Here is a 23,020-nt window from a genome sequence, read left to right on the forward strand (position 1 = left end):
TGTTTCACTGTAGCCATGACCGCTGAGCGCCCCGCGATCGTCGACATCCATCAGGACGAGGTGCTCACCGGCGAGGCCGTCGCGCTGGACGTGCAGCCGCTCGGCTACTTCCTGCGCGCGCTCGGCGTGCTCATCGACATGGTGCTCGGCGTCGTCGTGCTGCTGCTGTTCGCCTGGGGGGTCGGGTGGTTGCTGAGCATCGACGCCGTGGACCCCGCCGTGGTGCCGATCCTCACGATCGTCGTGTTGGTGCTCGTCATGGTCGTGATTCCCACGGTGGTCGAGACGACCACCCGCGGGCGCAGCCTGGGACGCCTCGCGGTCGGCGGGCGCATCGTCCGCGTCGACGGCGGAGCCGCCGGCTTCCGCCACGCCTTCATCCGCGCACTGGTCGGCGTCTTCGAGCTGTGGTTCACCGTCGGCGCCGTCGCCGCACTGGTCGGCGCCTTCACGCCGCGCTCGCAGCGGCTCGGCGACCTGCTCGCCGGCACCTACTCGGAACGCACACGCACCCCGCGACTGCCCGACGTGAACCTGGGCATCCCGCTGACGCTCACGGAGTGGGCCGCCGTGGCCGACGTCGCGCGACTGCCGGAGCGGCTCTCGCGGCGCCTGGCGCAGTTCGCACGCTCAGCGGTGAACATGGAGCCCACCGCACGCGCGCGGGTCGCGGCATCCCTCGCGCAGGAGGCGTCCGAGCACGTGTCCCCCGTGCCTGCCGTCGACAACGAGACGTTCCTGATCGGCGTCGTGGCCGTGCGCCGCGAGCGAGAGCTGCGCGCGCTCCAGCTCGAGACCGCGCGCGCGGATGCACTGGCGGGTCCGGTCTCCTCCGCGCCGCGCGGGTTCCCGACGCGGTGAGTCGCCTCGCGACGCTCGTAACGTGACGGGGCGAGCCGTCAGTAGCGGTAGTGGTCGAGCTTGTACGGGCCCTCGACCGGCACGCCGATGTAGGCCGCCTGCTCGGGGGTCAGCTCGGTGAGCTGCACGCCGAGCGCGTCGAGGTGCAGTCGCGCGACCTTCTCGTCGAGGTGCTTGGGCAGCGTGTAGACGGCGGTCGGGTACTCGTCGCGCTTGGTGAACAGCTCGATCTGCGCGAGCACCTGGTTCGTGAACGAAGCGCTCATGACGAACGACGGATGCCCCGTGGCATTGCCCAGGTTCAGCAGCCGGCCTTCGCTCAGCACGAGCACGCTGCGTCCGTTCGGCAGGCGCCATTCGTGCACCTGCGGCTTGATCTCGACTTTCTCGATCCCGGAGAGCGACTCCAGCGCGGCCATGTCGATCTCGTTGTCGAAGTGGCCGACGTTGCCGACGATCGCGAGGTGCTTGAGCTTCAGCAGATCGTCGGTGGTGACGACGTCCTTGTTGCCGGTGCCGGTGATGACGATGTCGACCTGGCCGGCGACATCCGCCAGGCGCGCCACCTGATAGCCGTCCATCGCGGCCTGCAGCGCGCAGATCGGGTCGACCTCGCTCACGATGACGCGCGCACCCTGGCCGCGGAGCGCCTCGGCAGCGCCCTTGCCGACATCGCCGTAGCCGCACACGAAGGCCACCTTGCCGCCCATGAGGACGTCGGTGGCGCGGTTGATGCCGTCGGGAAGGGAGTGGCGGATGCCGTACTTGTTGTCGAACTTCGACTTCGTGACCGAGTCGTTCACGTTGATCGCGGGGAAGAGCAGTTCCCCTGCCGCGGCCAACTCGTACAGCCGGTGGACACCGGTCGTCGTCTCCTCCGTCACGCCGAGCAGGTCCGCCGCGATGCGCGTGAAACGCTGCGGGTCGCGGGTGAGGCTGGCGCGCAGCGTGTCGAGGATGATGCGGTACTCGGCGTTGTCGTCGGCGGCTGCATCGGGAACCGCGCCCGCCTTCTCGAACTCGACGCCCTTGTGCACGAGGAGGGTGGCGTCACCGCCGTCGTCGAGGATCATGTTCGGACCGTCGAAGCCTTCGGCCGACCAGTCGAAGATGCGATCGGCGAGGCGCCAGTACTCCTCGAGGGTCTCGCCCTTCCACGCGAACACCGGCACGCCGGCCGGAGCGTCGACGGTGCCGGCCGGCCCGACGACCACGGCCGCGGCCGCTTCGTCCTGGGTGGAGAAGATGTTGCAGCTCGCCCACCGCACCTGGGCGCCCAGAGCGACGAGGGTCTCGATGAGCACCGCAGTCTGCACGGTCATATGCAGCGATCCGGCGATGCGTGCGCCCTTCAGCGGCTGCGACGCACCGAACTCCTCCCGCAGGGCCATGAGGCCCGGCATCTCGTTCTCGGCGAGGCGCAGCTGATGGCGTCCGGCTTCGGCCAATGAGAGATCGGCGACCTCGTACTCGAATCCCTCGACAGAGTCGGAGACCGCGGAGTCGGAGAGCGTGGCGGCAGGCGTGTGGGTCGGCATCCGCCCATTCTCCCACGCCGGCTCAGGCGCGCAGGGTCTCGTGCCGCACGACCACCCAGCCCTTGGGCACCGACAGGCGGTCGGTGTGGATGGCGCACAGGTCGTGCGCGTGAGGATCGCCCCCGGCGCCGAGCGGCCCGAGGGCCGCCATCTGGTCGCCGTAGTCGTAGGTGAGCGTCGACACCGCCTCACGGGCGCAGCCGACCTTGGAGCAGACTCTCTCACGCATCGGGTCGACGCTATCGTGCACCGGTGGCGTGGGGACGGATGCCGCGCCGCAGCGTCTCGTCGTCCACCAAAGGAAGCGGGAGAAAGCGCCCCCGTCGTTAAGCGAGCGATGAACGTGGTCGTTGAGTGAGCTTGCGAGTCGAAACGCAGAGACGAAACGCGCTGAACCGGCGCCAACCTCAACGCGAGGCGTATCCTCTCGGTCGCTGGCGATCCCTCGCTCAACGACCGAAAAGCCCGGGCGCGCACGCCGTCCTAGGATGGGAGCATGGCGTGGCGGCGTACCCGGATCAGCGAACGCACGCAGCCGCGTGCGTCCCGTCACGGACGCCACGGCCGCGAAGGACGCAGCCCTGTCGTGCGGCCTCCCCTGCCGCCCCTCGATACCCGGGTCGACCGCTTCGACCTCTCGGTCGGCACCGCGGCGGAGTTCCTGCGCTCGGCGTGGCCGGAGCTGCGCGACGTGCGGTTCGAGGTGGCCGACATGCCGGCCGGGACGGATGACGACGGCATCCCCCGCTGGACGGCGCTGCCCGATGCGGGCCGCATCATCCTTTACCGCCTGCCGATCGAGCGCCTCAGCCACCTGCACCGCGACGACGAACTGCACCGGCGCATGCTCGTCGAGGGCGCCGTCTTCCGGGCGGCGGCCGAGTACCTCGATCGCGACCCGTGGGACCTCGGCCCGGAGCGCTTCCGGTACTTCTGACACGGCTCGGCCGGAAGTGAGCGCGGGCGCGCGCGCTGCCCAGTCTCAGGGGTAGACGACGACCTCGGGAGTCGCCACATCTGCGGGCCACAACGGCACACCCGCGAGCGCGCCGTCGCCCGCGAACGACAGACCCGCATGCACCGGCGCCTCGGGCTGGAGCCGGTACACGGTACGCGCCGAGAGACGCACGGCGACGGATCCGTTCGCCGGCACCGTGAGCGCGATCGGCGACCCGCCGTCGATCGCGGTGACCGCCACGGCCACCGGTTCGCTCGACGGGTTGACCACCGAAAGCGACGGCGTCGGTCCTCCGGGCGTCGCGAACAGGGAATCGACCGACACCTCCGGCGCCGGCGTGTACCACGCGAAGTCGTCGCCCGCTCGAACGCCGGTCGCCTGCCACACCGCGGACACGACGGGCGCGTCTGCATCGACGGCGACCGTGTACGACCCGGCGGTGAGTGCGTCCAGCGCCAGTTCCAGCGGCTTGCCGGCCTCGAGTGCCACCTCCTGGGGCTCCCCCACCGGCGCGCCGTTGCCCACCGCGGTCACCGTGACACGAGCCGTCGCAGCGGCCGAAGGCGCCAGCATCCGCAGCACCGTCACGTCGTCGGCCACGTCATCCAGCGCGCCGGCCTCGCCGCCGGCCCCGTCTTCCCCGGCGGACCGACGCATCACGGTGATGCCGGTGATGACCTCCGATGTCGCGGCCCGCGCCACCGGACCGACCTGGTCGACACCGCCGGGTGTGAGGGTGCGGATGATGCTCGCCTGCAGCGACGCGCGGATCGGCGCACCCACGGCCGAGACGCGCACCACCGGCGTCTCCTCACCGAGCGCGATGCCCGCGAGTGGGACCACGCGCTGCGTGCCGGGCGGGACCACGAGGTCCACACCTCCCGGCGGGGCCTGTGCCCCGGCTGCGCTGTACACCGTCAGCTGCACGGTCGCCGGAACCGTCCCCGGGTTCGCCAGCAGCACGAGGTCGGCGGCGCCGGTCGCGCCCGAGCCGCCGACCAGCCACGAGTCCAGGAGCGGCGGGCGGCACGCCGAAGCGGCGAAGCCCGAAAGGTCGTCGGCCGACGCGGTCGCGGCGCCTATCGCCGCCACGTCGATCGCCCGGTCGCCGATCGGCGGGGCGGTGAACGCCAGGGGGCCGGGTCCGACGTCGGTCGTCTCGAGCCGCTGCTCCGCGGGCGGCGGGCCCTCGCCCACCCCGACGACGACGGACTGGGGGGCGGCGATCGTGATGGCGGCGGCATCCGCCGGATCACGTCCGATCGACAGCAGCGCACCGTCGCAGGCGATCACCGACGCCGCAGGCGCCGGCGTGGCCGGCACACTCAGCGGTTCACGCACCAGCGTCGGCCAGGGCACCGAGACGGCGGTGACGACGGCGATGACCGCGACGATCGACACGGCGGTGCCGATCAGCAGGCGGGCGCTCGTCGTCGCCCAGCGGAACACGCGTCGGTCGCTCATCGGCCCTCCTGCCAGTGGGGTCCCACGACGCGCGGCGTGCGCCGAGCCTCGCGGACCGAGGTCGCCGTGGGCAGCGCGAGCAGCAGGGCGATGCCGAGGATCGCGAGCTGGCCGAACGCGATCCAGCGCCCAAGGCCGGTGACGGATGCCGGTTCCTCCGGTCGCGGCGCGATCTGGTCCACGACCCGCCAGAGCTCGCCCTTCGCGGTGTCGCCGACGACGACGAGCGTGTCGCGCTGGCCGAGCGCCGTCGTGGCCGACAGTCGCATCGTACGGGCGGCATCGCTCTCGGGGGGTGTGGTCGGCGCCAGGAGGATGAACCCGACGCCGCGGTCGGCGAGGTGCGCCACCACATCCTCCGACGACGGCGTGACCAGATCGGCGGCGAGTGCGGCGAGCTCCTCGTCCTGCGGGGTCGGCGTGGTGCGCGTGGACAGCGTGGTGGTCTGACCGCCGATGGTCTCGCTCGCGCCCCACACGACCTGGGCCGCGACCCCGGCGTCCGCCTGCGGCGTGAGGACGATGGTGCCGACATCGGGGTCATCGCGTCCTTCGGCGGCCACGAAAGCGGGAAGCGTGCTCGCCGGGCCGTTCGCGATCGTCGCGGTGCCGCGTGCGAACGCCGTGAGTGACGGCACGGCGAGCGTCACAGCGGCGGCGAAGACCAGAGTGGCCACGATGCCCCGCACCAGCGCGACGCGCGGGGCGAGGCCGGCGTCGAGAGCGACGAGCGCGCCTCCGAGCGCGCCGAGCCACGCCAGGCTGAGCCCGGTGCCCGGCCACAGCGGCACGGTGAGCGATTGCACGAACGACACGGACACCCCCACCGCGGCGAAGGCCGTGCCGAGGCCGAGAGCCGTGATCGCGAGCAGCCCGATGCCGGCTGCCCACCGTTGCGTCAACGGCGCGGCGAGCGCGAGCAGGGCGAGCGGCACGCTCAGCAGGGGCACCCACCACGTCGGCCCTTCCGGCAGCAGGGTCGCCCATCCCGCGAGGTCGGATGTGGGGATGCCGGCGGCGAGGAGGGCGCGGCCCGAGGCGTCCGCGGCGACCTGGGGGCCGGGCCAGGGCACGCCGGGATCCGCGACGAGCCCCCACGCGCCCGCATGCTCCAGCGCGTTCCAGACGAGCGGGAGCGCCAGTGCGAGGGCGGGGATGAGCGTCCACACGAGCCGGGCGACGCCGCGGCCGGCCCGGAAGAACACGGCGAGGAGCACTGCACCGAACCACAGCACCAGCGTCGCCGGAGCAAGCGACGGCGCGGTCGCGAGCACCGCGGCGAGCAGGAGGGAGGCCGCACCGGCGCCGGCCCACGACCGATGCGCGACGGCACCCGCGTAGAACAGCCAGGGCAGCAGCAGGTGCAGGAGCACGCCGGTGGGGCGCCCCTGGGTGAGCGCGACGAGGAGCGCGGGCGACAGCGCCCACACCGCGCCGCCGAGCAGTCGCAGGCTCGGCCGCTCGGTGACACGAGTCGCGGCGAACCAGCCGCCGAGCGCGGCGAGCGGGAGCGCGAGGACCCACAGCAGCACGAGTGCGCGCGAGGGCGCCCACGGCCAGAGCGAACCGAGCACGGCGACCACCGCCGAGAACGGATCAGCCGGCCCGATCGTGTCGAGTCCCAGTGCGCGCTGCCCGTACGCGGCGTCGTTCCACAGCTGTCCGACCGTGGTCGCGAGCGGCTGGAGGGCGCCCCCGCCGAGCACGGGCCAGGCCAGCAGCGCCGGGAACGCGGCGACCGAGACCGCGAGCGCAGCGAGGACGAGCCATGCGCCGCCGCCGGCGAAGAACCGCAGGTCGCTGCGCCGATGGCCGCCGATCGTGACCTCGGGATCGTCGTCGAGCCTCTCACGCAGTTCCGCCTGCGTCGTCCGCAGCGGGGCGAGCTGCGCCCACGACGCCGCACGGGCGTGCGCGATCCGCCGACGCGCGCGCCATACCGGCATGATGCCGATGAGGGCCACCGCCGCCGCGGCCCACTCCGAGGCGATTCGGCCCGGCTGCTTGCGCACCAGGTCGACGATCGTGCGCCACAGGGCGAGCGGCAGCAGCGACAGCCAGTGCAACGGTGCGGCGAAGGGCGGTGCGTACGCCAGCCGTCGGCGCAGCTGCGCAACGCGCTCGGCGTAGACCGCACGCCGTCGGCGCTGAGGGGTGAGCGGCACGGGCAGACCGGCCACCCCGTCGCCCGCCGTGGCGACCAGGGCGCTCGGGACGAGCGACACGCGGCCGCCGGCCAATCGCGCCCTCACGCCGAGGTCGAGTCCCTCATCGGCGCCCGCCAGCCCGCGGTCCAGTCCGCCCAGCCGGTGCCACGCGTCGGCGCGGACGAGGATGCCGCGTACGTCCGCGCCGAGCACATCGTCCTCGGCGTCGTGCTGCCCCTGGTCGAGCTCGTCGTCGGCGAGACCGACGGTGCGGCCGAAACGCGTCATGCTGACGCCGAGCGAGACGATCTCGGAGCGGTCGTCCCAGCGCACCAGCTTCGGCGCCACGAAGGCGACCGATGGCGAGAGCTCGAGCGCTCCCGCCAGCCGGGCGAGCGCGTCCGGCTCCGGCGCGGTGTCCTGCGCGAGCAGCCACAACGCGCCGTCTTCGCCGCCGGGGGACACCAGGGCGGTCGTCGCAGCGAAGCCCGTCGAGGCGGGCGCCCTCACGACGGACTCCGCGCCTGCGGCCTCGGCGACCTCGAAGAGATGGTCGTCGCCGCCGCAGAGCACGATCGTCAGAACGTCGACGGGCCGCGACTGATCCGCGAGTGCAGCGAGAGTGCGTCGCAGGTGGAACGCCGCTGGCGTGCGCCCGTCGGGACTCACCACGACTACGGCGTGGATCCGATTCGACCCGTCGGCGTGCGACGGCACGGCAGTGGAACGGGCGGTCTCCGAGCGGCTGGCGTCGGCCACGACCGCGTTCGACGTGTCACCGTCCGACGACGGACTGGTCGGCGGCACGGGGGTCGGTGCAGCGGTGGGCATGTCCTGGTCAGCCTAGGCGCGCTCTTCCCTCACCTCGGGCGAACGCGCCGGGTCGGCCGGATCGAACCGGCCGACCGGCGTGCGTTTCAGCCCGCTCGACGCTTGAGCTTGCGACGCTCGCGCTCGCTGAGACCGCCCCAGATGCCGAACCGCTCGTCGTTCTGCAGCGCATACTCGAGGCATTCGCCTCGCACGTCGCACGACGTGCAGATGCGCTTCGCATCACGCGTGGAGCCGCCCTTCTCAGGGAAGAACGCCTCCGGATCGGTCTGCGCACACAGTGCGTCGGTCTGCCATGCGAGCGGATTGTCCTCTTCCGCGTCGATGTTGCGGCGAACCCCCGGTACCCCCAGTTGAACCGGATCGACGAACCAGTCGTCGGGAACGCCGGAACGGTATTGAGAAACCGTCATGTCGTTCTCACCCCCCGTGATCCTGCTCCACGCTGGTGCGTGTACGGATAATTACACCCGTGTAGTTCACCGAGGTCAAGTCGCAGATAGTAAACGCTCAACAACCTCTTGAACCTTCACGACGCGCCGACGGCGTGTCGCGCTGTGATAACAGTCCGATGAGAAAGCGCGTCCGCGAGCGATCAGCGCCCGGGTTGAGCGATGAACACCTCGCCCTCCCCCACCACCCGCAGGCCGCCTTCGTCCGGGGTGACGAGGACGGCAGCCCCCGGGGTCAACACGGCGACACCGCCCGAGGTCAGCCCCGTGACCTGCGGTGTTCCACCGGTGGCGACGGCGATCGCCGGTCCTGCCAGCGCCACCTCCACACCGTCCGGGGCCGGGGTCACGGCGAGCAGCGCGAAGTCATCGACCGGCACGTCGTACTGACGGATGCCGTGACCGAGAGCGCGTGCATGGATCACGGGCGGCACGCCCGGCGTCGGGTCGAGCACGCTCACGAGCTCTGCCGCGTCGACGTGCTTCGGCGTCAGACCGCCCCGCAGCACGTTGTCGCTCGCCGCCATCAGCTCCACGCCGAGGCCGTCGAGATAGGCGTGCAGCACGCCCGCGGGCACGAACAGCCCCTCGCCGCGACGAAGGGTCACGAGGTTCATGAGCAGCGCCACCACGATGCCGGGATCGCCCGGGAACGCCGCATCCAGTGTTCGCGCCAGCTCCAGGTCCGCGGCGAACTCGTCGGACTCGGCCGCGACCGCGGCGGCGATCACCTCGCGCGCGGCGTCGGCGCCATCGGACAGGAGCCAGCCGATGACCGCCGAGAGCGAGGCATCCGATGCCTCCAGCTGCTGCGCGAGCGGCACTGCACGCGATCCGAGCCCGGCGACGAGGCGGCGTGTCGCCTCGAGATCGCGCAGGCCGGCCAGCGCACGGAACGTGTCGCTCAACGCCACGATCAGCTCGGGCTTGTGGTTCGCGTCGCGATACGTACGGTCGGCGGCATCTCGCGGGACCCCGGCGGCCTCCTCACGCGCGAAGCCCGCCTCGGCCTGCGCCTTCGACGGGTGCGCTTGAATGGAGAGAGCGGATGCCGCCGCCAGCAGCTTCAGCAGATACGGCAGCGGCTCGTCGATGCCCGATGCCGCCCCGTCGTCGGCGATCCAGCGGTCGAGCGTGCGGCCGTCGGGGATCTCGGCCGGGTCGCCCGGGTGATCTCCGAACCACACCTCCGCCTCGGGGCGGCCGGACGCCGCGCGTCCCTCGAGTTCGGCGAGCAGGGACAGCGAGCCCCATGCGTAGTCGCGGGGGTCGTTGGCAAGGGGGATCAGCACCCGGACAGCCTATGACGGAGCACTCGTCTCCCTGTGTTCCTCGCTCGCTCAACGGCCGGGATACGCCAGGGGCGCGCTGTACCCTGAGAGCGATGGCCGTCCACTCGAAGCATCCGGCGTCGGCGCCGCCGGGACCGCCGGTCCGCGAGAAGACCGGCCACCTCATGCTGCGCGGCTGGTGCATCCTCGTGCTGTTCATGGCGCTTTCGGGCACCGCCTGGGTGCACGCGTTCGGCGAGCTCACCGCCACCATCATCACCATCGCCGGCGGCGTGCTGTCGGCCGTGCTGTGGATCACCCTGCGCCCGCCCGTGCAGTGGCGGCGCCTCCCCTGGTTCGTGGTCGCGTACGTGGTGTGGGCGACGCTGTCGCTCGCGTGGTCGGCGTGGCCGGCGGCCAGCGCGCTCACGCTCCTGCTGCTGTGGATCACCACGCTGCAGGCGCTGTTCATCGGCAGCGTGCTCACCTGGCGCGAGCTCGTGCGCGCGATCGCGTCGGCGCTCAAGTGGACGATGGCGCTGTCGTTCGTCTTCGAGCTGTGGGTGTGGGTCTTCGTGCGCGCACCGCTGATGCCGGGCTTCGTCGTGGAGACGGCGGACGACCCGATCGAGTACTGGTCGCGCAACAACCTCTTCGAGTGGGACAAGCGCATCCAGGGCATCATGGGCAACGCCAATCTGCTGGCACCAGTGGCGCTGCTCGCGATCATCGTGTTCGGCATCCGTCTCGCATCCGGTGCACCTCGGCGGACGTTCCTGTGGATCTGGGTCGGGCTCTCGGCGTTCCTGTTCCTGCGAGCGGGATCGGCGACCGCCTACCTCACCGCCGCCGCGGTCGCCGTCGTCCTCGTCACCGTGCTCCTCATGCGCACCGCCACCAAGCCCGGCGAGCGCACCAAGTACTACGTCGGATACGCGGTGGTCGGGGTCGGTGGCCTGCTCGCACTGTGGCTGCTGCGCGACACGATCTTCACCGCCCTCGGCCGCAGCGCCGACCTGACGGGCCGGGAGGGCATCTGGGAAGACGTGCTCGAACGCGCGGCGGAACGCCCCTGGACCGGTTGGGGATTCGCGACACCGTGGGTGCCGTCGGACCCGGCATTCGACGAGTGGATCATCGACCACGGCCAGACCGTCATGCAGGCCCACAACATGTGGGTCGACGTCGCGATGCAGCTCGGGATCATCGGGGGCGTGCTGCTGGCCTTCCTCTACTTCGCCTTCGTGTGGCGGGCCTGGTTCTTCGCCGTCGACCGGCCGCGGTGGGATCTCCGCGCCGACCGCCCCTACTCGCCGCTCACGCTCCTGCCCACGCTCGTGGGCGCCATCCTGCTCGTACAGGGCCTCGCCGAGTCCACACCGCTGCTGCTCTGGGGATGGCTCTTCGTCGTCATGCTCGGCGCCAAGATCAAGCAGTCGCCGCACGTCGGCGTCGGACCCGCCGAGCAGAGCGCCGCGATCGAGCGCGGCGACGCCGTCGAACGCGACGAGCACGCGGGCAGGGAGCCCGGCTCCGAGGCGACCGGAACGACGGCGGGAAGCCGCCCGGCAGGGCGCGACGCGTGACCGACACACCGCGGGAGGGATCGCCCGGGTGGCTGGGGGCGCTGCTGGACTCGGCATCCTTCGCCCGCGCCTTCACGCTCATCGTCTTCGGGACGGTCTTCTCGGCGTACGCGATCGAGCGGATCGCCGGCCACGTCACCTACGTGACGATCGTCGCCGGTCTCTGCGTCCTGGGGCTGGCGGTCATGATCGCGCGCCGCCGCGAGATCTCGCTGCTGCGGCTGGTGCCCACGACCGTGCTCATCTTCATCGGTTGGGCGCTCGCCAGCGTCGCGTGGAGCGGGGACGCGAGCGCGTCGTTCTGGAGCTGGGTGTCGATGGCGGCGCTGGCATTCCTCGCCGTCGTCATCGGGCACGTGCGGGACACGCTGCAGACCGTGCGCGCGCTCGGCGACGTGCTGCGGCTGCTCCTCAGCGTGTCGCTCGCGCTCGAGGTGCTGTCGGGCATCCTTCTCGACATCCCCTTCACCTTTCTCGGCATCCAGGGCAACATCGCTCAGCTCGGGCCGGTGCAGGGCATCTTCGGCACCCGCAACCTGCTCGGCTTCGTCGCGGTGATCGCCCTCATCACCTTCCTCATCGAGTACCGGACGCAGTCGGTGCGGCCCGGCGTCTCGGTGGCCTCCGTCGTGCTGGCCGGAGGCCTGGCGGCGCTCAGCGACTCCCCCACCGTCGTCGTGCTCGCGCTCGGCGTCGGCCTCGCCGTCGGCGCGCTCGCGCTCGTGCGGCACGCCCGCGCCGAGCGCCGTGCCGCCCTGCAGCTCACACTCGGGGCCCTCGTCGTCGTCGGTGTGTTCGTCGGCTACGCGGCGCGGCATCCGATCATCGCGCTGCTCGGCGCCGGCACCGACTTCTCGATGCGCGTCGAACTGTGGAACCTCATGGTCGACATCCTGCGTCAGAAGCCGGTGCAGGGCTTCGGCTGGTTCGGAGTCTGGGACCAGCAGGAGTACCCGTTCAACGCCATCAACTACTTGCTCGACACCAACCACGCGACCGGCCTCAACGCCTACTTCGACGTCGCACTGCAACTCGGGTGGCTGGGCCTCGTATTGTTCCTCGCGGTTGCGGCATTGGCCCTGGCACGATCCTGGCTCGTGGCCGGCGAACGCCGCTCCGTCGTCTACGCCTGGACCCCGCTCATTCTCGTCACCCTCCTGATCGACTCGATGTTCGAGAGCTTCGTGCTGACCGGGCTCGGCTGGCTCATGTTCGTGCTGTGCGCAGTGCGGGCGGGACAGTCGCGGTCGTGGCGCGAGCGGCTGGGCAGCGGGACGGATGCCGGCGGCGACGGCCCTGCGGAGGCAGCGGCGCTTCCCCACGCTGAGGAAGGGAAGGCCTAGCGCGGGAGTGCCCCGTCCACAGGCATCAGAAGCAGCGCTCCGCGGCGCTTAGGATCGTCTGGCGGACGCAAGGGCGGCACCACTGGGGTGCGCCGCCTCTCTGACCACAGTGGGTCGCGACGCGGCTGGGGAGACACCTGTGGCGGCGATACTCGTCGAGCCTTCGCGGAGCCGTTCGACCGCACCGCGCCCCGGGTTCATTCCCGAGATCGAAGGCATCCGCGGGCTGGCGCTGACCCTGGTCGTGCTCTTCCACGTATTCGGCAACGGCCGTGTTTCCGGCGGTGTCGACGTCTTCCTCTTCATCACCGGTTACCTGCTCACGCGCTCGCTGGTCGCGCGGGCGGATATGCGGCGGATCCAGCTCCGTCGCCAGTACGCTCGGTCGCTCTCTCGACTCGTGCCCGCAGCCACCGCCGTCCTTGTCGCCGTAGGGATCGCGGCGTGGCTGTTCGCCCCTCGCACCCAGTGGATTCAGACAGCGCACGAAGTCATGGCATCCGCTCTCTACTACGAGAACTGGGAGCTGATCGAGTCCCAGCTCGCGTACGGTGCCGCCGGGCCGTCGACGAGCCCGCTGCAGCACTTCTGGTCCCTTTCGGTCCAAGGCCAATTTCTGCTGCTCTGGCCGCTGATGGTGGTCGGCGTCGCGATGTTCACAGGCTCCCGGCCCCTGGTGCTCCGCCGAGTGGTGCTGTGGGTGGCCATAGCCGTGTCGATCACATCGTTCGGCTACGCCGCTTGGCTCGGCGAGTTCGACCAGCCGGTCGCCTACCTCTCCTCGTTCACGCGAGCTTGGGAGATCAGCGCCGGTGCCGTCGCGGCGATCGTGCTGGCGAGGCACTCGATCCGGCGTCGCTGGAAGATGATCCTGGGCTGGACCGGCCTCTGCATGATCATCTCCTGCGGATTCCTGATCGATGGCGCATCGTCGTTTCCGGGGCCGCCGGCTCTCTGGCCGATCATCGGTGTCCTGCTCATGGTGATCGGCTCGGGGGCCGCAGGCCGCGCGACCACCGGACGCCTGTTGTCGACGCGGCCAGTTCTCGCCGTCGCCGGGATGTCTTACGCGCTGTACCTCTGGCATTGGCCCGTCCTCGTCTTCTACATCCAGAGCCAGCACCAGACGCGTGTGGGATGGCGCGGAGCCATCGTCGTCCTCGCGATCTCCCTGGCACTGGCGTGGGCCACACAGCGCTTCATCGCGAACCCCCTCATGCACGACACGCAGCGCACGCGCAGCGGCGCTCGCCTCATCGCGATGGCCACCATCGCGTTGCTGATCGCCGGTGCCGCCTGGTCGGCCGCCGCGCTGCTCGAGCGCGAAAGGAATTCGAATCTCGCTCTCGCCGCGTCGTCGGGGCCGGATCATCCCGGCGCCCTCGCGGGGGTCGGCGCATCGACGGAACGGGAGGTGCCGTTCGTCCCGGCGCCCGACGCGGCCGAGAAGGACCTGCCTGCCGTCTACTCCGAGGGCTGCGTTCAGAACTACCGGGGCGACGCCAAGTACGACGCCGTGGAGATCTGCGAACCGTACGGCCCGGCGGAGGCGACGAAGACGATCGTGATGTCGGGGGGCTCGCACGTCGTCCAGTGGCTCCCCGCGCTGTCCGCGATCGCCGACCAGGAGGGTTGGCAGATCATCGTCGTCGATAAGGACGGCTGCCGGCTCTCCGATCCCGACCTCGACGAGGAACTAGGCCGCTCATGCTCGGCCTGGAACCGGGCTGCCCTCACGACCATCGAATCGCTCGGACCCGATGCCGTGTTCACCGTGGCGACGAGGACGCCTGAAGACGACACCGGCGAGACCTTCAACCCGGCGCAGGCCGATCGGTGGCTTCAACTCGTAGACCTCGGGATCCCTGTGGTCGCGATCCGGGACACCCCCCGATTCACCCTCGACATCCCGACATGCATCTCACGCTCGGAACATCCCGAAGCCTGCGCGCGCGCAAGAAGTGAGATCTTTGAAGAACAGACACCGGTGGCTTCGGCCGTGCGGGAGAACGAGATGGTGGCGTTGCCGGACTTGACCGACCACTTCTGCACTCTGTCGAGCTGTGGACCGATCGTCGGCAACGTCCTGGTCTACCGCGACCGGGACCACATCACTGCAACGTATGCGCGAACGCTCGCGCCGGCGCTGCGCGCGGCGCTTGCCGAGTCCGCGCCGTGGCTCTTCGACTGAGCTGCCTGAGAGGCTTCCCATACAACGGTGTATCCAAACTCATATGATCTGTGTCATCCCCTCGTCAACCACAGTGAGTGAACAGTGCGTGAACTTCTCCGTGGCTCGCGTCTTCTTCGCGCGCTCCGCTTCCTGCCTTACCGCGCGTCCTATGCCGTCGCATCCTCGCTGACGCCGATGCGCCGCAACCGAATCCTCTTCCTCTCCGATTCGCATGCCGGTTTCACCGGCAACATGGCATTCCTGCGCGACGGACTCATCGCGCGGTTTCCGGAGGCAGACATCCGTGCGGTCTTCAAGTCGTCACTGGGGTCCCGCCGTCCCCTCGTCGACGCGTTGCGACTGCCGACCCTGCTCGCCACCAGTCGCGTCATAGTCGTCGACGACTTCTATCCCCTGATCTACCCGATCCGCCTGCGTCGAGGCACGCGATTGGTGCAGGTGTGGCACGCGGCCGGGGCATTCAAACGTGTCGGTCACAGCCGAGCCGGCCTGCCGGGCGGCCCCACGCCGGGAAGCGACATCCATCGGAACTACACCGATGTTTACGTAAGCTCGGAGGGAATCCGGCCCCACTACGCCGAGGCCTTCGCGATCGATGTGGCTCGGGTGAGGGCGCTCGGGGTACCCCGCACCGACTTCTTCCACGACGTGGATGCTGTCTCCTCGGCGCGGACGCGCGTTCGCAGCAGACTCGGGGTCGCCGGAGATCAACGACTGGTCCTCTTCGCACCGACATTCCGTGGCAACGGGCAGCTCAGCGCTCACACCGACGAGAGCGCCGACTGGGTCCAGGTGGCTCGCGAGCTGGGTGGTGGGTGGCAGGTCGCCATTCGGAATCATCCCTTCGCCACTCGCACGGGTGCGACCGTGCCCGCCGGACTGATCGACGCCTCCGGGATCGAAGACATGAACGAGCTCCTCGCGGCGGTCGACGTTCTCGTGACCGACTACTCCTCGGCCATCTTCGAATACGCGCTCCTTCGACGGCCCATCGTCTTCTTCACCCCAGACCTCGAGGACTACGCGACCACACGCGCCTTCTACCGCTCGTTCGCCGAATATGCGATCGGACCCACCACCGACTCCGCAGACGAGCTCGCGGGGCTGATCACGCAGGCGCGCGTCGATCCGGCTGCGTACGACAGGTTCCTCATGGAGTTCTGCGGATCACTGGATGGTCGATCCACGGCGCGTGTCGTCGACGACATCGGGCACCACCTCGACAGTCGTCGCACCGCCCGGCCGACTCTCATCGGGGTCCTGAGGCTCCACCTTGTCGCCGCCCACGCTGCGCGCGCTGCTCTCTCCGTCGCGAGCGCGCTGATGCGGATCCTTCCCCGACGCCGGAAGGTCACGATGCTCACCCGAGAACACAATCGCGTTCCCCTCGACTTCGTCCTCCTCGAGAGGGCGATACGTCATCGCGATCCGGACATCGAAGTCAAGGTCATCGCGCGCATGATCCCGCCTGGCATCTTCCCGAAGATCCGGTACGCCCTTCATCTGCTGGTGGAGACATACCACGTGGCCACGTCGCGCGCGCTGATCGTCGACGGGTACTCGATCGTCGCGAGCGTCGCGCGGCACGCTGACGGGCTGACTATCGTGCAGATCTGGCACGCTCTGGGTTCGCTCAAGAAGTTCGGACGAAGCATCCTCGGCCGTCAAGAAGGCCGGGACCCCCGGGTGGCGAGAGCGTTGCGCATGCACGAGAACTACGATTTCGTGCTGACCAGCGCAGAAGCGTGCCGCGGACCGTACGCGGAGGCTTTCGGCGTGGACCAGTCAAAGGTTCTGGTCGCACCACTCCCCCGCGTCGACTACCTCCGTGATCCAGAGGCGCGTGCTCTCGCGCGAGCACGCTTCGCAAGGGCCCACCCCGAAGCCTCTCGCCCGATCGCGCTCTTCGCTCCCACGTTCCGTGCACATGGCACGCCGCCAGGCATCGATGCGGTGCATCTCACGCGGGCTCTCGCTGGTATCGGCTACACCACCGTCACCAAGCTGCATCCCATCCTGGGAGAGACGGATCACCCCGAGCTCACGGTGGCCATCGGAATGTCGACTCAGGATCTGCTTCATGTCGCTGACATCTTCATCACGGACTACTCATCCGCGGTGTTCGAAGCGGCCGTGGCGGATGTCCCCTCGTACCTTCTGGCGCCGGACCTCGACCAGTATTCGCTGTCGCGCGATTTCTATGTCGACTATCGGACGGCGCTCGGCCTTCCCCTCGCGCGCACGATCGATGAGCTCGTCAGGTCTGTCGAGAACGGCGCAGCAACGGACGAGCAGTCGAACGAACTGCGCCGGCGCTTCGTCGCCGACTCTCCCACAGCCGCCGCCACAGCCGCCGCTGACGCACTTGCCGCCCTCGCCCAGGGCTGGACCACCGCTCGGATCGGACAACCGACGTGACCCGCACATTCACGGTGATCAGCCCGATGTACAACGTCGCGCGTTATCTCGGAGAGTACTTCTCATCGCTCGAGTCTCAGACCTACGGCATCGAGAACCTCGAAATCGTGCTGGTGGACGATGGGTCCGATGACGACACGCATGCCACTGCGCTCCAGTTCGCCGCCCGCCATCCCGACACGGTCACCGTCCTCACGCAGGAAAACGGCGGCCAGGCGTCGGCACGGAACCTCGGTCTGAGTGTGGCTACCGGCGAATGGGTGACGTTCCCGGATCCGGACGATGTGCTGGCGCCGGACTATTTCGAGCGCGTCGCCGCCTTCATGACTTCGCCCGGCGGTCGCGGGGCCGACATGTACACCACCCGCATGCTTCTCTGGCACGAGGCGGACAACACCATCACAGCCGATCATGCACTCGACTTCCGCTTCGACGGCGGCACGCGCAAGCTCCACCTGGCGCGCGACCCTCGGATCGTGCAGGCGCACGTCACGACCGGCTTCATGCGACGCGACCGTATCGCCCGCCACGCGATCTCATTCGAGGAAAGGCTGCGCTACCGCTTCGAGGACGGCCACTTCGTCACCCGTTACCTCCTGGCCGACGGAGACCCCTCAGTGGGCATCGTCGCGGAGTCCGAGTATCGATATCGCCAACGCGCGGACAGTTCTTCGACGATTCAGCAGTCGGTCTCACAGCCGGCGAAGTACGTCGATCCCATCCGCTTCGGATTTCTCGACATCGCAGCTGGTGCATCGCTCGCCGAGGCAGGGCTCCCACGATGGGTGCAGAACCTGTTCCTCTATGACCAGCTCTGGATCTTCCGCAGCTCGCAGACGGCCGCGGTACGCCACGCGAGGTTCCCGGAGTCGATGTACGACCAGCTCGGCGATCTGTACGCCCGCTGGCTGGGTCATATCGATGAAGCGGCCATCATCGGGTTCGATCTCATGCCCGTGGCGCAGTGGATGCGTGACGCGCTCCTGCTACTGAAGCGGGGCAGGGGCCACTCCATGCCCTACCTCGCGTCCGTGGACAAGCACCGGGACCTCGTGCAGATCAATTACCGCTACGTCGGCACCGCCCCGCGCGAGTCGATCCGCGTGAGCGGTGAAATGGCGGAAGCGCACTTCACCAAGGACTACGATCTCGAGCTCGTCGGCAGACCGATCATCCATCAGCGCACCCTATGGATCTCGGCTGCGGGGCCGATCGAAATCGACCTGGACGGCGTGCAACAGCGGATCGGCCTGAGCGAGACGAGCCAGCAGGTGTACACGATCCACCGCACTCTCATCGAGAAGCGGATCGGTGCACGCCGGGTGGAGAACCCGGGCGACAGCCTGCCCCGTTGGCTCGGCCCGCTTCACCAGCCTGCGACAGTGGCCCGCAGGAAATGGCACACCATGCGACGCGTCGGATTCGGGACCGCCGCTCGCGCATGGGCGACGCGCGCAGCAACCCGGGTCGCTCTCAAGTCCACGCGGCTGCGCAGCCGATTCCGCAACGCGTGGGTCCTCATGGACCGGGACATCGACGCGAACGACAGCGGCGAGGTGCTGTACCGGTGGATTGCCGAGCACCAGCCAGACGTCAACGCATGGTTCGTCGTCCGTCGGAACACGAGTGACTGGAGGCGCCTACGGCGCGACGGGTTCCGGCTTATCCCGTATGGCTCCGCCCGATTCTTCGCGCTCATGATGAACGCGACCCACGTCGCGTCGAGCCACGCCGATCGCTTCATCACGGATGCCGTGCCCGCGAAGTACGGCAAACCCTCCTATTCGTTCACATTTCTCCAGCACGGCGTCATCAAGGGCGACATCTCGCGATGGCTGAACGCGAAGACGTTCTCCACGTTCGTCGTCTCGACCGACGACGAGTACGACTACGTGAGTGGCCCCGGGCCGTTCAAGTTCAGTGGCCGAGAGGTGCGGCTGTGTGGCCTGCCCCGGTTCGATGACCTCCTCGAACGAGACGAGAAGACACCGGCGTCCCAGCGGGATCTCGTGCTCATCATGCCCACATGGCGCGATCATCTCCTGGGAGCCATGGGCTCGACGTCGGCGGAACGGACGCTCGCAGCTGATATTCGCGACACGCTTTACGTGCAATCGATCCGGATGCTGCTGCAAAGTGAAGAACTGCGTCGGACTGCGGACCACCACCGCTGCAGGCTCGTCTTCATGCCTCATCCCAACATGCGTGACCACCTCGATGTGTTCGACGTGCCGCCGCATGTCCAGATCCTGTCCTACGCCGACGCGAACGTCCGCGACGTCATCGCGCGGGCGCGAGTGATGGTCACGGACTACTCATCCATCGCGTTCAACATGGGCTTCCTGCAGCGGCCCGTCGTGTACTACCAGTTCGACGCGAACGAGTACTACCGCAACCACACCGAGCGCCCCGGCTACTTCGACTACGCCACCCACGGCTTCGGCCCCGTCACGGAGACTGCGGACGAGGCGGCGGCGGCGGTGGGTGCAGCGTTGGAGGGCGACCTCGACTCGAAGTACGCCGCACGCGCGGCTGCGACCTTCCCGGTACGGGACGGGCAGAACAGCCGGCGCGTCTACGAGGCGATGCTCGCCAGTCGTCAGCCCTTTGCTATCGGCAAGGCCACGAAGGCAGCCGCACATGAGACGTGGTCTCATGAAGGTTGAGCCCGTCAGCCTGTCGCTGGTCGTCCCGGTGTTCGATGTCGGCGACTACCTCCCCGCGTTCCTCGATTCGCTGGCCCGGCAGCGCACCGAAGGATGCGACCTGGAGGTCGTCTTCGTCGACGACGGATCGACCGATGACGGCCCGGACCTCATAGAGGACTGGGTGCGCCGCCATCCACACATGGGCGCACGGCTGATCCGACAGCCCAACCAGGGGGTGAGCACGGCCCGCAACCGCGGGCTCGATGCCGCGACGCGCGAGTGGATCTCGTTCCCCGACCCCGACGATGTCCTCGCCGAGGGATATCTCCAGGCGGTCCGCCGATTCCTCGCCACTCAGGGCTCGCGGGTCGACGCGGTCACTTCGTCGATCCTGAGGATCGACGAAGGTCGCCAGCGGGTTCGCGACATCCATCCGCTGAGAACACGCTTCTCACGCGGATCACGTGTCGTCGATCTCTCACAGGAGCCCGACGTCATCCTCCTCAACGTCGCGACTGCATTCTTCCCCCGATCGCGGTTGATGAGCGCCGGCATCCGCTTCACGGTGGGTCTTCACGCGTCCGAAGATGCATTGTTCGTGGCTGACTGGTTCCTGTCGCTCAGCCGTGCTCCTCAACTGGGTCTCGTCGCCGGCGCGCGTTATCTCTACCGGAAGCGAGCCGCCGGGACCTCCGCGGTGGACGGATACCGTCGCCGCCCGGCAACCTACATCGATCGATTTCGGGACGGATACCTGCCTCGGTTGCAGCACGCCAGCCTCACGGCTGTTCCGGTATGGCTGCAGCACGTCCTCCTCTACGAGTACCGGTGGCTGTTCGACGCTCAGACACGCGGCTCCACTTACGGTGCCACACTCGACGACGGGCAACGCGCGGAAGTGCTTCGCGTGACACGCGCATGCCTGCAGTACGTGGACGACGCGGCAATCGACCGGTACAACGCGACTCCGCTCGGCCTCGAGACGAGGTTCCTGCTCCGCGCGCTCAAGGGCGGTGATCTCCCGTCGGCTGGACCGTACGTGACCCGCGTCCGTCAGGACCGGGTCGAGTGCCGATGGATGACCGTGGCGGATGCTCCGCCACCGCTTGCCGCCCCTGACGCCAAGCGTCGCGTTCCCGACTACTTCGGCCAGAAGCACATCATCGAGTGGATCGCGTGGCTGCCGAGCTCCGCTGTGGGTCCCCGCGCGGCCATCCTGCCGACGGGGGCATCGCTCGCACGATGGAGTCCGCTCCCTCGTCAGTGCTCGTCCCTATCATGGCGTGCTCGATCCATCGTCCGGCGCGCACGCGCCACCTGGGCGAGCCGCATCGGTGCACTGCGGCTTGTCGCCGCGCTGAGACCTCGCGATCGGTGGGTGATCGTCCCCACCGGACTTCCGGAGCGCACTGTTGCGGCCCTCACCGCGAACGCGCGTCTGCACGGCCGCGCACTCGTCACGCTGCCGATAGCCGCGACGGCTTCGGTGGGAAGGATCTCCCGCCGCCAGGTGCTGACGATGCTGAACGCTGCCGTTGTCATCAGTCCCGCCGCCCTCGCAGAGAAGGTCGCTGTCAGCCATCCCCAGGGCACGTACCGACGCTGGATCGGCGTCGCGATCTTGGATCGTCCGCTTGGACGCGCCGAAACGGCCTCGCTGGAATCCGCTGCGGTGGATCTGATCGCGGCGACGACCATCGATCTGGCGGCCACAGTCATCGCCCCTGATTCGAACCTCGGCTACACGCCCGCGGATGTCGTCACCGCCGCACCCGAGGTCGTGATGGCGTCGATCGAGGAGCGGCTGAGAACATCCACCCGAAGGAAGAGAAGCCCGATATGACCAGCAAACCTCGAACCGTCGCGGTGATCCTCGCAGGCGGTATCGGCGTGCGCGTCGGCCTGGGCATCCCCAAGCAGCTCATCAAGATCGCGGGGAAAGCGATCGTCGAGCACACTGTCGAGATCATGAATGCCAGCCCGTACATCGACGAGGTCATGATCGTCATGAACGCAGGCGCGATCCACGAACTCGACTCACTCGCGGATTCCGAGCGCTTTCCCAAGCTGACGTGCATCATCCCCGGTGGCGCGACGCGCAACGACTCGACGCAAGCCGCTCTGGCAGTGCTCGGAGATGACCCCGACACGAAGGTGCTGTTCCACGACGCGGTCCGTCCGTTTGTCGACGATCGGATCATCCGCGATTGCATCGACGCTCTCGACGACTACGACGCCGTCGACACCGCCATCGCTTCGGCCGACACCATCATCGAAGTCGACTCGGCCTCGCATATCACGGCGATCCCGGAGCGGTCGCAACTCCGCCGCGGGCAGACCCCGCAGGCGTTCCGGCTCGGCACGATCGCGCGTGCGTACGAGCTCGCCGGCCAGGACAAGTCATTCCACGCGACGGACGACTGCGGCGTCGTGTTCACCTACCTCCCCGATGTGCCGATCTATGTGGTGGACGGCACTCCACAGAACATGAAGGTGACCGAGCCGATCGACGTGCATATCGCCGACAAGCTGTTCCAGCTGCAATCGGAGAGCCTGTCGGCCGATACGGAGGATCTGCCCGACCTCTCCGACAAGGTTGTTGTGGTGTTCGGGGGAAGCTACGGCATCGGGCGGAGCATCGTAGAACTGGCACGACAGTGCGGCGCACGCGTCCACGAGTTCAGTCGCTCGACGACGAAGACCGATGTGCGCTCCCGGGGACTCGTCAAGCGCGCGCTGAAGGACGTCTTCGACGCCGATGGGAGGATCGACGCGGTCGTTCTGACCGCCGGAATGCTGCAGATGGGGGCGTTGACCGACACGAAGATCCGCGATGTCGAGACGACGATCGAGACGAACTTCTTAGCCCCGGTGATCGTCTCACGGGCCGCCCACAGATACCTCGCCGCCACTCAGGGTCAGGTCCTGCTCTTCACGTCCAGCTCATACACCCGAGGGCGCGCGAACTACGGCGTCTATTCGGCGAGCAAGGCCGCGGTCGTGAACCTCACCCAGGCGCTTGCCGAAGAATGGACTACGAGCAGCGTGCGCATCAACTGCATCAACCCGCAGCGCACGCGCACCCCGATGCGATCCTCTGCATTCGGCGACGAGCCGGCTTCGAGCCTGCTCGAGCCCGGCCACGTGGCAGACGTCAGTCTCCGCGTGCTGGCGTCGTCGATGACCGGCCAGGTCGTGACGGTGCGCGTGGAGCGGGCCGAGGCCGCGGCCGGCAATGCTGACCGGCGCTGACACCCCGACCAGGTAGGCTTTGCACTCGGCCGACGCATCTGCGGCCCCTCTACCTCG

General features: G+C 68.9%; 15 protein-coding genes. 9 read left to right on the forward strand and 6 right to left on the reverse strand.

Translation table 11 applies throughout. The features are described 5' to 3' along the window. Positions 1-15: 15 nt before the first annotated feature. Positions 16-861: an RDD family protein gene (locus B2K11_RS03245; RefSeq protein WP_163616789.1), complete on the forward strand. Its 846-nt coding sequence runs from the start codon at positions 16-18 to the stop codon at positions 859-861. A gap of 38 nt (positions 862-899) precedes the next feature. Here B2K11_RS03245 and ahcY read toward each other — a convergent pair whose 3' ends face one another. Both ahcY and B2K11_RS03255 read right to left on the reverse strand, forming a co-directional pair. Beyond that, positions 900-2,399: an adenosylhomocysteinase gene (ahcY, locus tag B2K11_RS03250; protein ID WP_163616791.1), complete on the reverse strand. Its 1,500-nt coding sequence runs from the start codon at positions 2,397-2,399 to the stop codon at positions 900-902. A gap of 22 nt (positions 2,400-2,421) precedes the next feature. Next, the gene (locus tag B2K11_RS03255) at positions 2,422-2,628 is read right to left on the reverse strand and encodes a DUF3499 family protein (RefSeq protein WP_163616793.1); all 207 of its coding nucleotides are present in this window, start codon (positions 2,626-2,628) and stop codon (positions 2,422-2,424) included. Between the two features lie 267 nt (positions 2,629-2,895). Between B2K11_RS03255 and B2K11_RS03260 the strand changes: the two genes are divergently transcribed. Next, positions 2,896-3,336, forward strand: coding sequence for a metallopeptidase family protein (locus tag B2K11_RS03260; protein ID WP_204259991.1), 441 nt, complete (start codon positions 2,896-2,898; stop codon positions 3,334-3,336). A gap of 45 nt (positions 3,337-3,381) precedes the next feature. Here the strand turns inward: B2K11_RS03260 and B2K11_RS03265 are convergent, their stop codons facing one another. From B2K11_RS03265 to manA, 4 genes are all read right to left on the reverse strand, one after another. After that, positions 3,382-4,821, reverse strand: a complete 1,440-nt coding sequence (locus B2K11_RS03265; protein ID WP_163616795.1) for a DUF5719 family protein — start codon at positions 4,819-4,821, stop codon at positions 3,382-3,384. Continuing rightward, on the reverse strand, positions 4,818-7,799 hold the full coding sequence (locus B2K11_RS03270; protein ID WP_163616796.1) for a glycosyltransferase: 2,982 nt from the start codon (positions 7,797-7,799) through the stop codon (positions 4,818-4,820). Before B2K11_RS03270 ends, B2K11_RS03265 begins: the two co-directional genes overlap by 4 nt. 86 nt (positions 7,800-7,885) lie before the next feature. Further along, on the reverse strand, positions 7,886-8,212 hold the full coding sequence (locus B2K11_RS03275; protein ID WP_163616798.1) for a WhiB family transcriptional regulator: 327 nt from the start codon (positions 8,210-8,212) through the stop codon (positions 7,886-7,888). A gap of 182 nt (positions 8,213-8,394) precedes the next feature. Further along, positions 8,395-9,543 carry a mannose-6-phosphate isomerase, class I gene (gene manA, locus B2K11_RS03280; RefSeq protein WP_163616800.1) on the reverse strand — a complete coding sequence of 383 codons (1,149 nt, stop codon included), beginning with the start codon at positions 9,541-9,543 and terminating at the stop codon, positions 8,395-8,397. A gap of 92 nt (positions 9,544-9,635) precedes the next feature. Between manA and B2K11_RS03285 the strand changes: the two genes are divergently transcribed. From B2K11_RS03285 to B2K11_RS03315, 7 genes are all read left to right on the forward strand, one after another. Beyond that, the gene (locus B2K11_RS03285) at positions 9,636-11,108 is read left to right on the forward strand and encodes an O-antigen ligase family protein (protein WP_163616802.1); all 1,473 of its coding nucleotides are present in this window, start codon (positions 9,636-9,638) and stop codon (positions 11,106-11,108) included. Continuing rightward, entirely contained in the window at positions 11,105-12,451 is a 1,347-nt protein-coding gene (locus B2K11_RS03290; protein WP_163616803.1) for an O-antigen ligase family protein, read from the forward strand. Before B2K11_RS03285 ends, B2K11_RS03290 begins: the two co-directional genes overlap by 4 nt. 139 nt (positions 12,452-12,590) lie before the next feature. Next, a complete protein-coding gene (locus tag B2K11_RS03295) occupies positions 12,591-14,642 on the forward strand; it encodes an acyltransferase family protein (RefSeq protein WP_163616805.1) in 2,052 nt (683 codons plus the stop codon). A gap of 84 nt (positions 14,643-14,726) precedes the next feature. Then, positions 14,727-17,063: a CDP-glycerol glycerophosphotransferase family protein gene (locus B2K11_RS03300; protein ID WP_275576713.1), complete on the forward strand. Its 2,337-nt coding sequence runs from the start codon at positions 14,727-14,729 to the stop codon at positions 17,061-17,063. After that, positions 17,060-19,729, forward strand: coding sequence for a CDP-glycerol glycerophosphotransferase family protein (locus B2K11_RS03305; protein WP_163616809.1), 2,670 nt, complete (start codon positions 17,060-17,062; stop codon positions 19,727-19,729). The genes B2K11_RS03300 and B2K11_RS03305 overlap by 4 nt, the downstream gene beginning before the upstream one ends. Continuing rightward, complete coding sequence (locus B2K11_RS03310) at positions 19,719-21,554, forward strand: glycosyltransferase (protein WP_163616811.1); 1,836 nt, start codon at positions 19,719-19,721, stop codon at positions 21,552-21,554. Before B2K11_RS03305 ends, B2K11_RS03310 begins: the two co-directional genes overlap by 11 nt. After that, positions 21,551-22,963, forward strand: coding sequence for a bifunctional cytidylyltransferase/SDR family oxidoreductase (locus tag B2K11_RS03315; RefSeq protein ID WP_163616813.1), 1,413 nt, complete (start codon positions 21,551-21,553; stop codon positions 22,961-22,963). The genes B2K11_RS03310 and B2K11_RS03315 overlap by 4 nt, the downstream gene beginning before the upstream one ends. Positions 22,964-23,020: the final 57 nt, after the last annotated feature.

It is taken from the genome of Microbacterium sp. B35-30 (genome assembly GCF_010634855.1).
GTDB lineage: Bacteria > Actinomycetota > Actinomycetes > Actinomycetales > Microbacteriaceae > Microbacterium.

Excerpts from the sequence above, each read along its gene's own strand:
- B2K11_RS03310 (WP_163616811.1), top strand. The coding sequence starts at position 19,719 with ATGAAGGTTGAGCCCGTCAGCCTGTCGCTGGTCGTCCCGGTGTTCGAT.
- ahcY (WP_163616791.1), bottom strand. The coding sequence starts at position 2,399 with ATGCCGACCCACACGCCTGCCGCCACGCTCTCCGACTCCGCGGTCTCC.
- B2K11_RS03255 (WP_163616793.1), bottom strand. The coding sequence starts at position 2,628 with ATGCGTGAGAGAGTCTGCTCCAAGGTCGGCTGCGCCCGTGAGGCGGTG.
- B2K11_RS03245 (WP_163616789.1), top strand. The coding sequence starts at position 16 with ATGACCGCTGAGCGCCCCGCGATCGTCGACATCCATCAGGACGAGGTG.
- B2K11_RS03315 (WP_163616813.1), top strand. The coding sequence starts at position 21,551 with ATGACCAGCAAACCTCGAACCGTCGCGGTGATCCTCGCAGGCGGTATC.
- B2K11_RS03265 (WP_163616795.1), bottom strand. The coding sequence starts at position 4,821 with ATGAGCGACCGACGCGTGTTCCGCTGGGCGACGACGAGCGCCCGCCTG.
- B2K11_RS03275 (WP_163616798.1), bottom strand. The coding sequence starts at position 8,212 with ATGACGGTTTCTCAATACCGTTCCGGCGTTCCCGACGACTGGTTCGTC.
- B2K11_RS03260 (WP_204259991.1), top strand. The coding sequence starts at position 2,896 with ATGGCGTGGCGGCGTACCCGGATCAGCGAACGCACGCAGCCGCGTGCG.
- B2K11_RS03285 (WP_163616802.1), top strand. The coding sequence starts at position 9,636 with ATGGCCGTCCACTCGAAGCATCCGGCGTCGGCGCCGCCGGGACCGCCG.
- B2K11_RS03270 (WP_163616796.1), bottom strand. The coding sequence starts at position 7,799 with ATGCCCACCGCTGCACCGACCCCCGTGCCGCCGACCAGTCCGTCGTCG.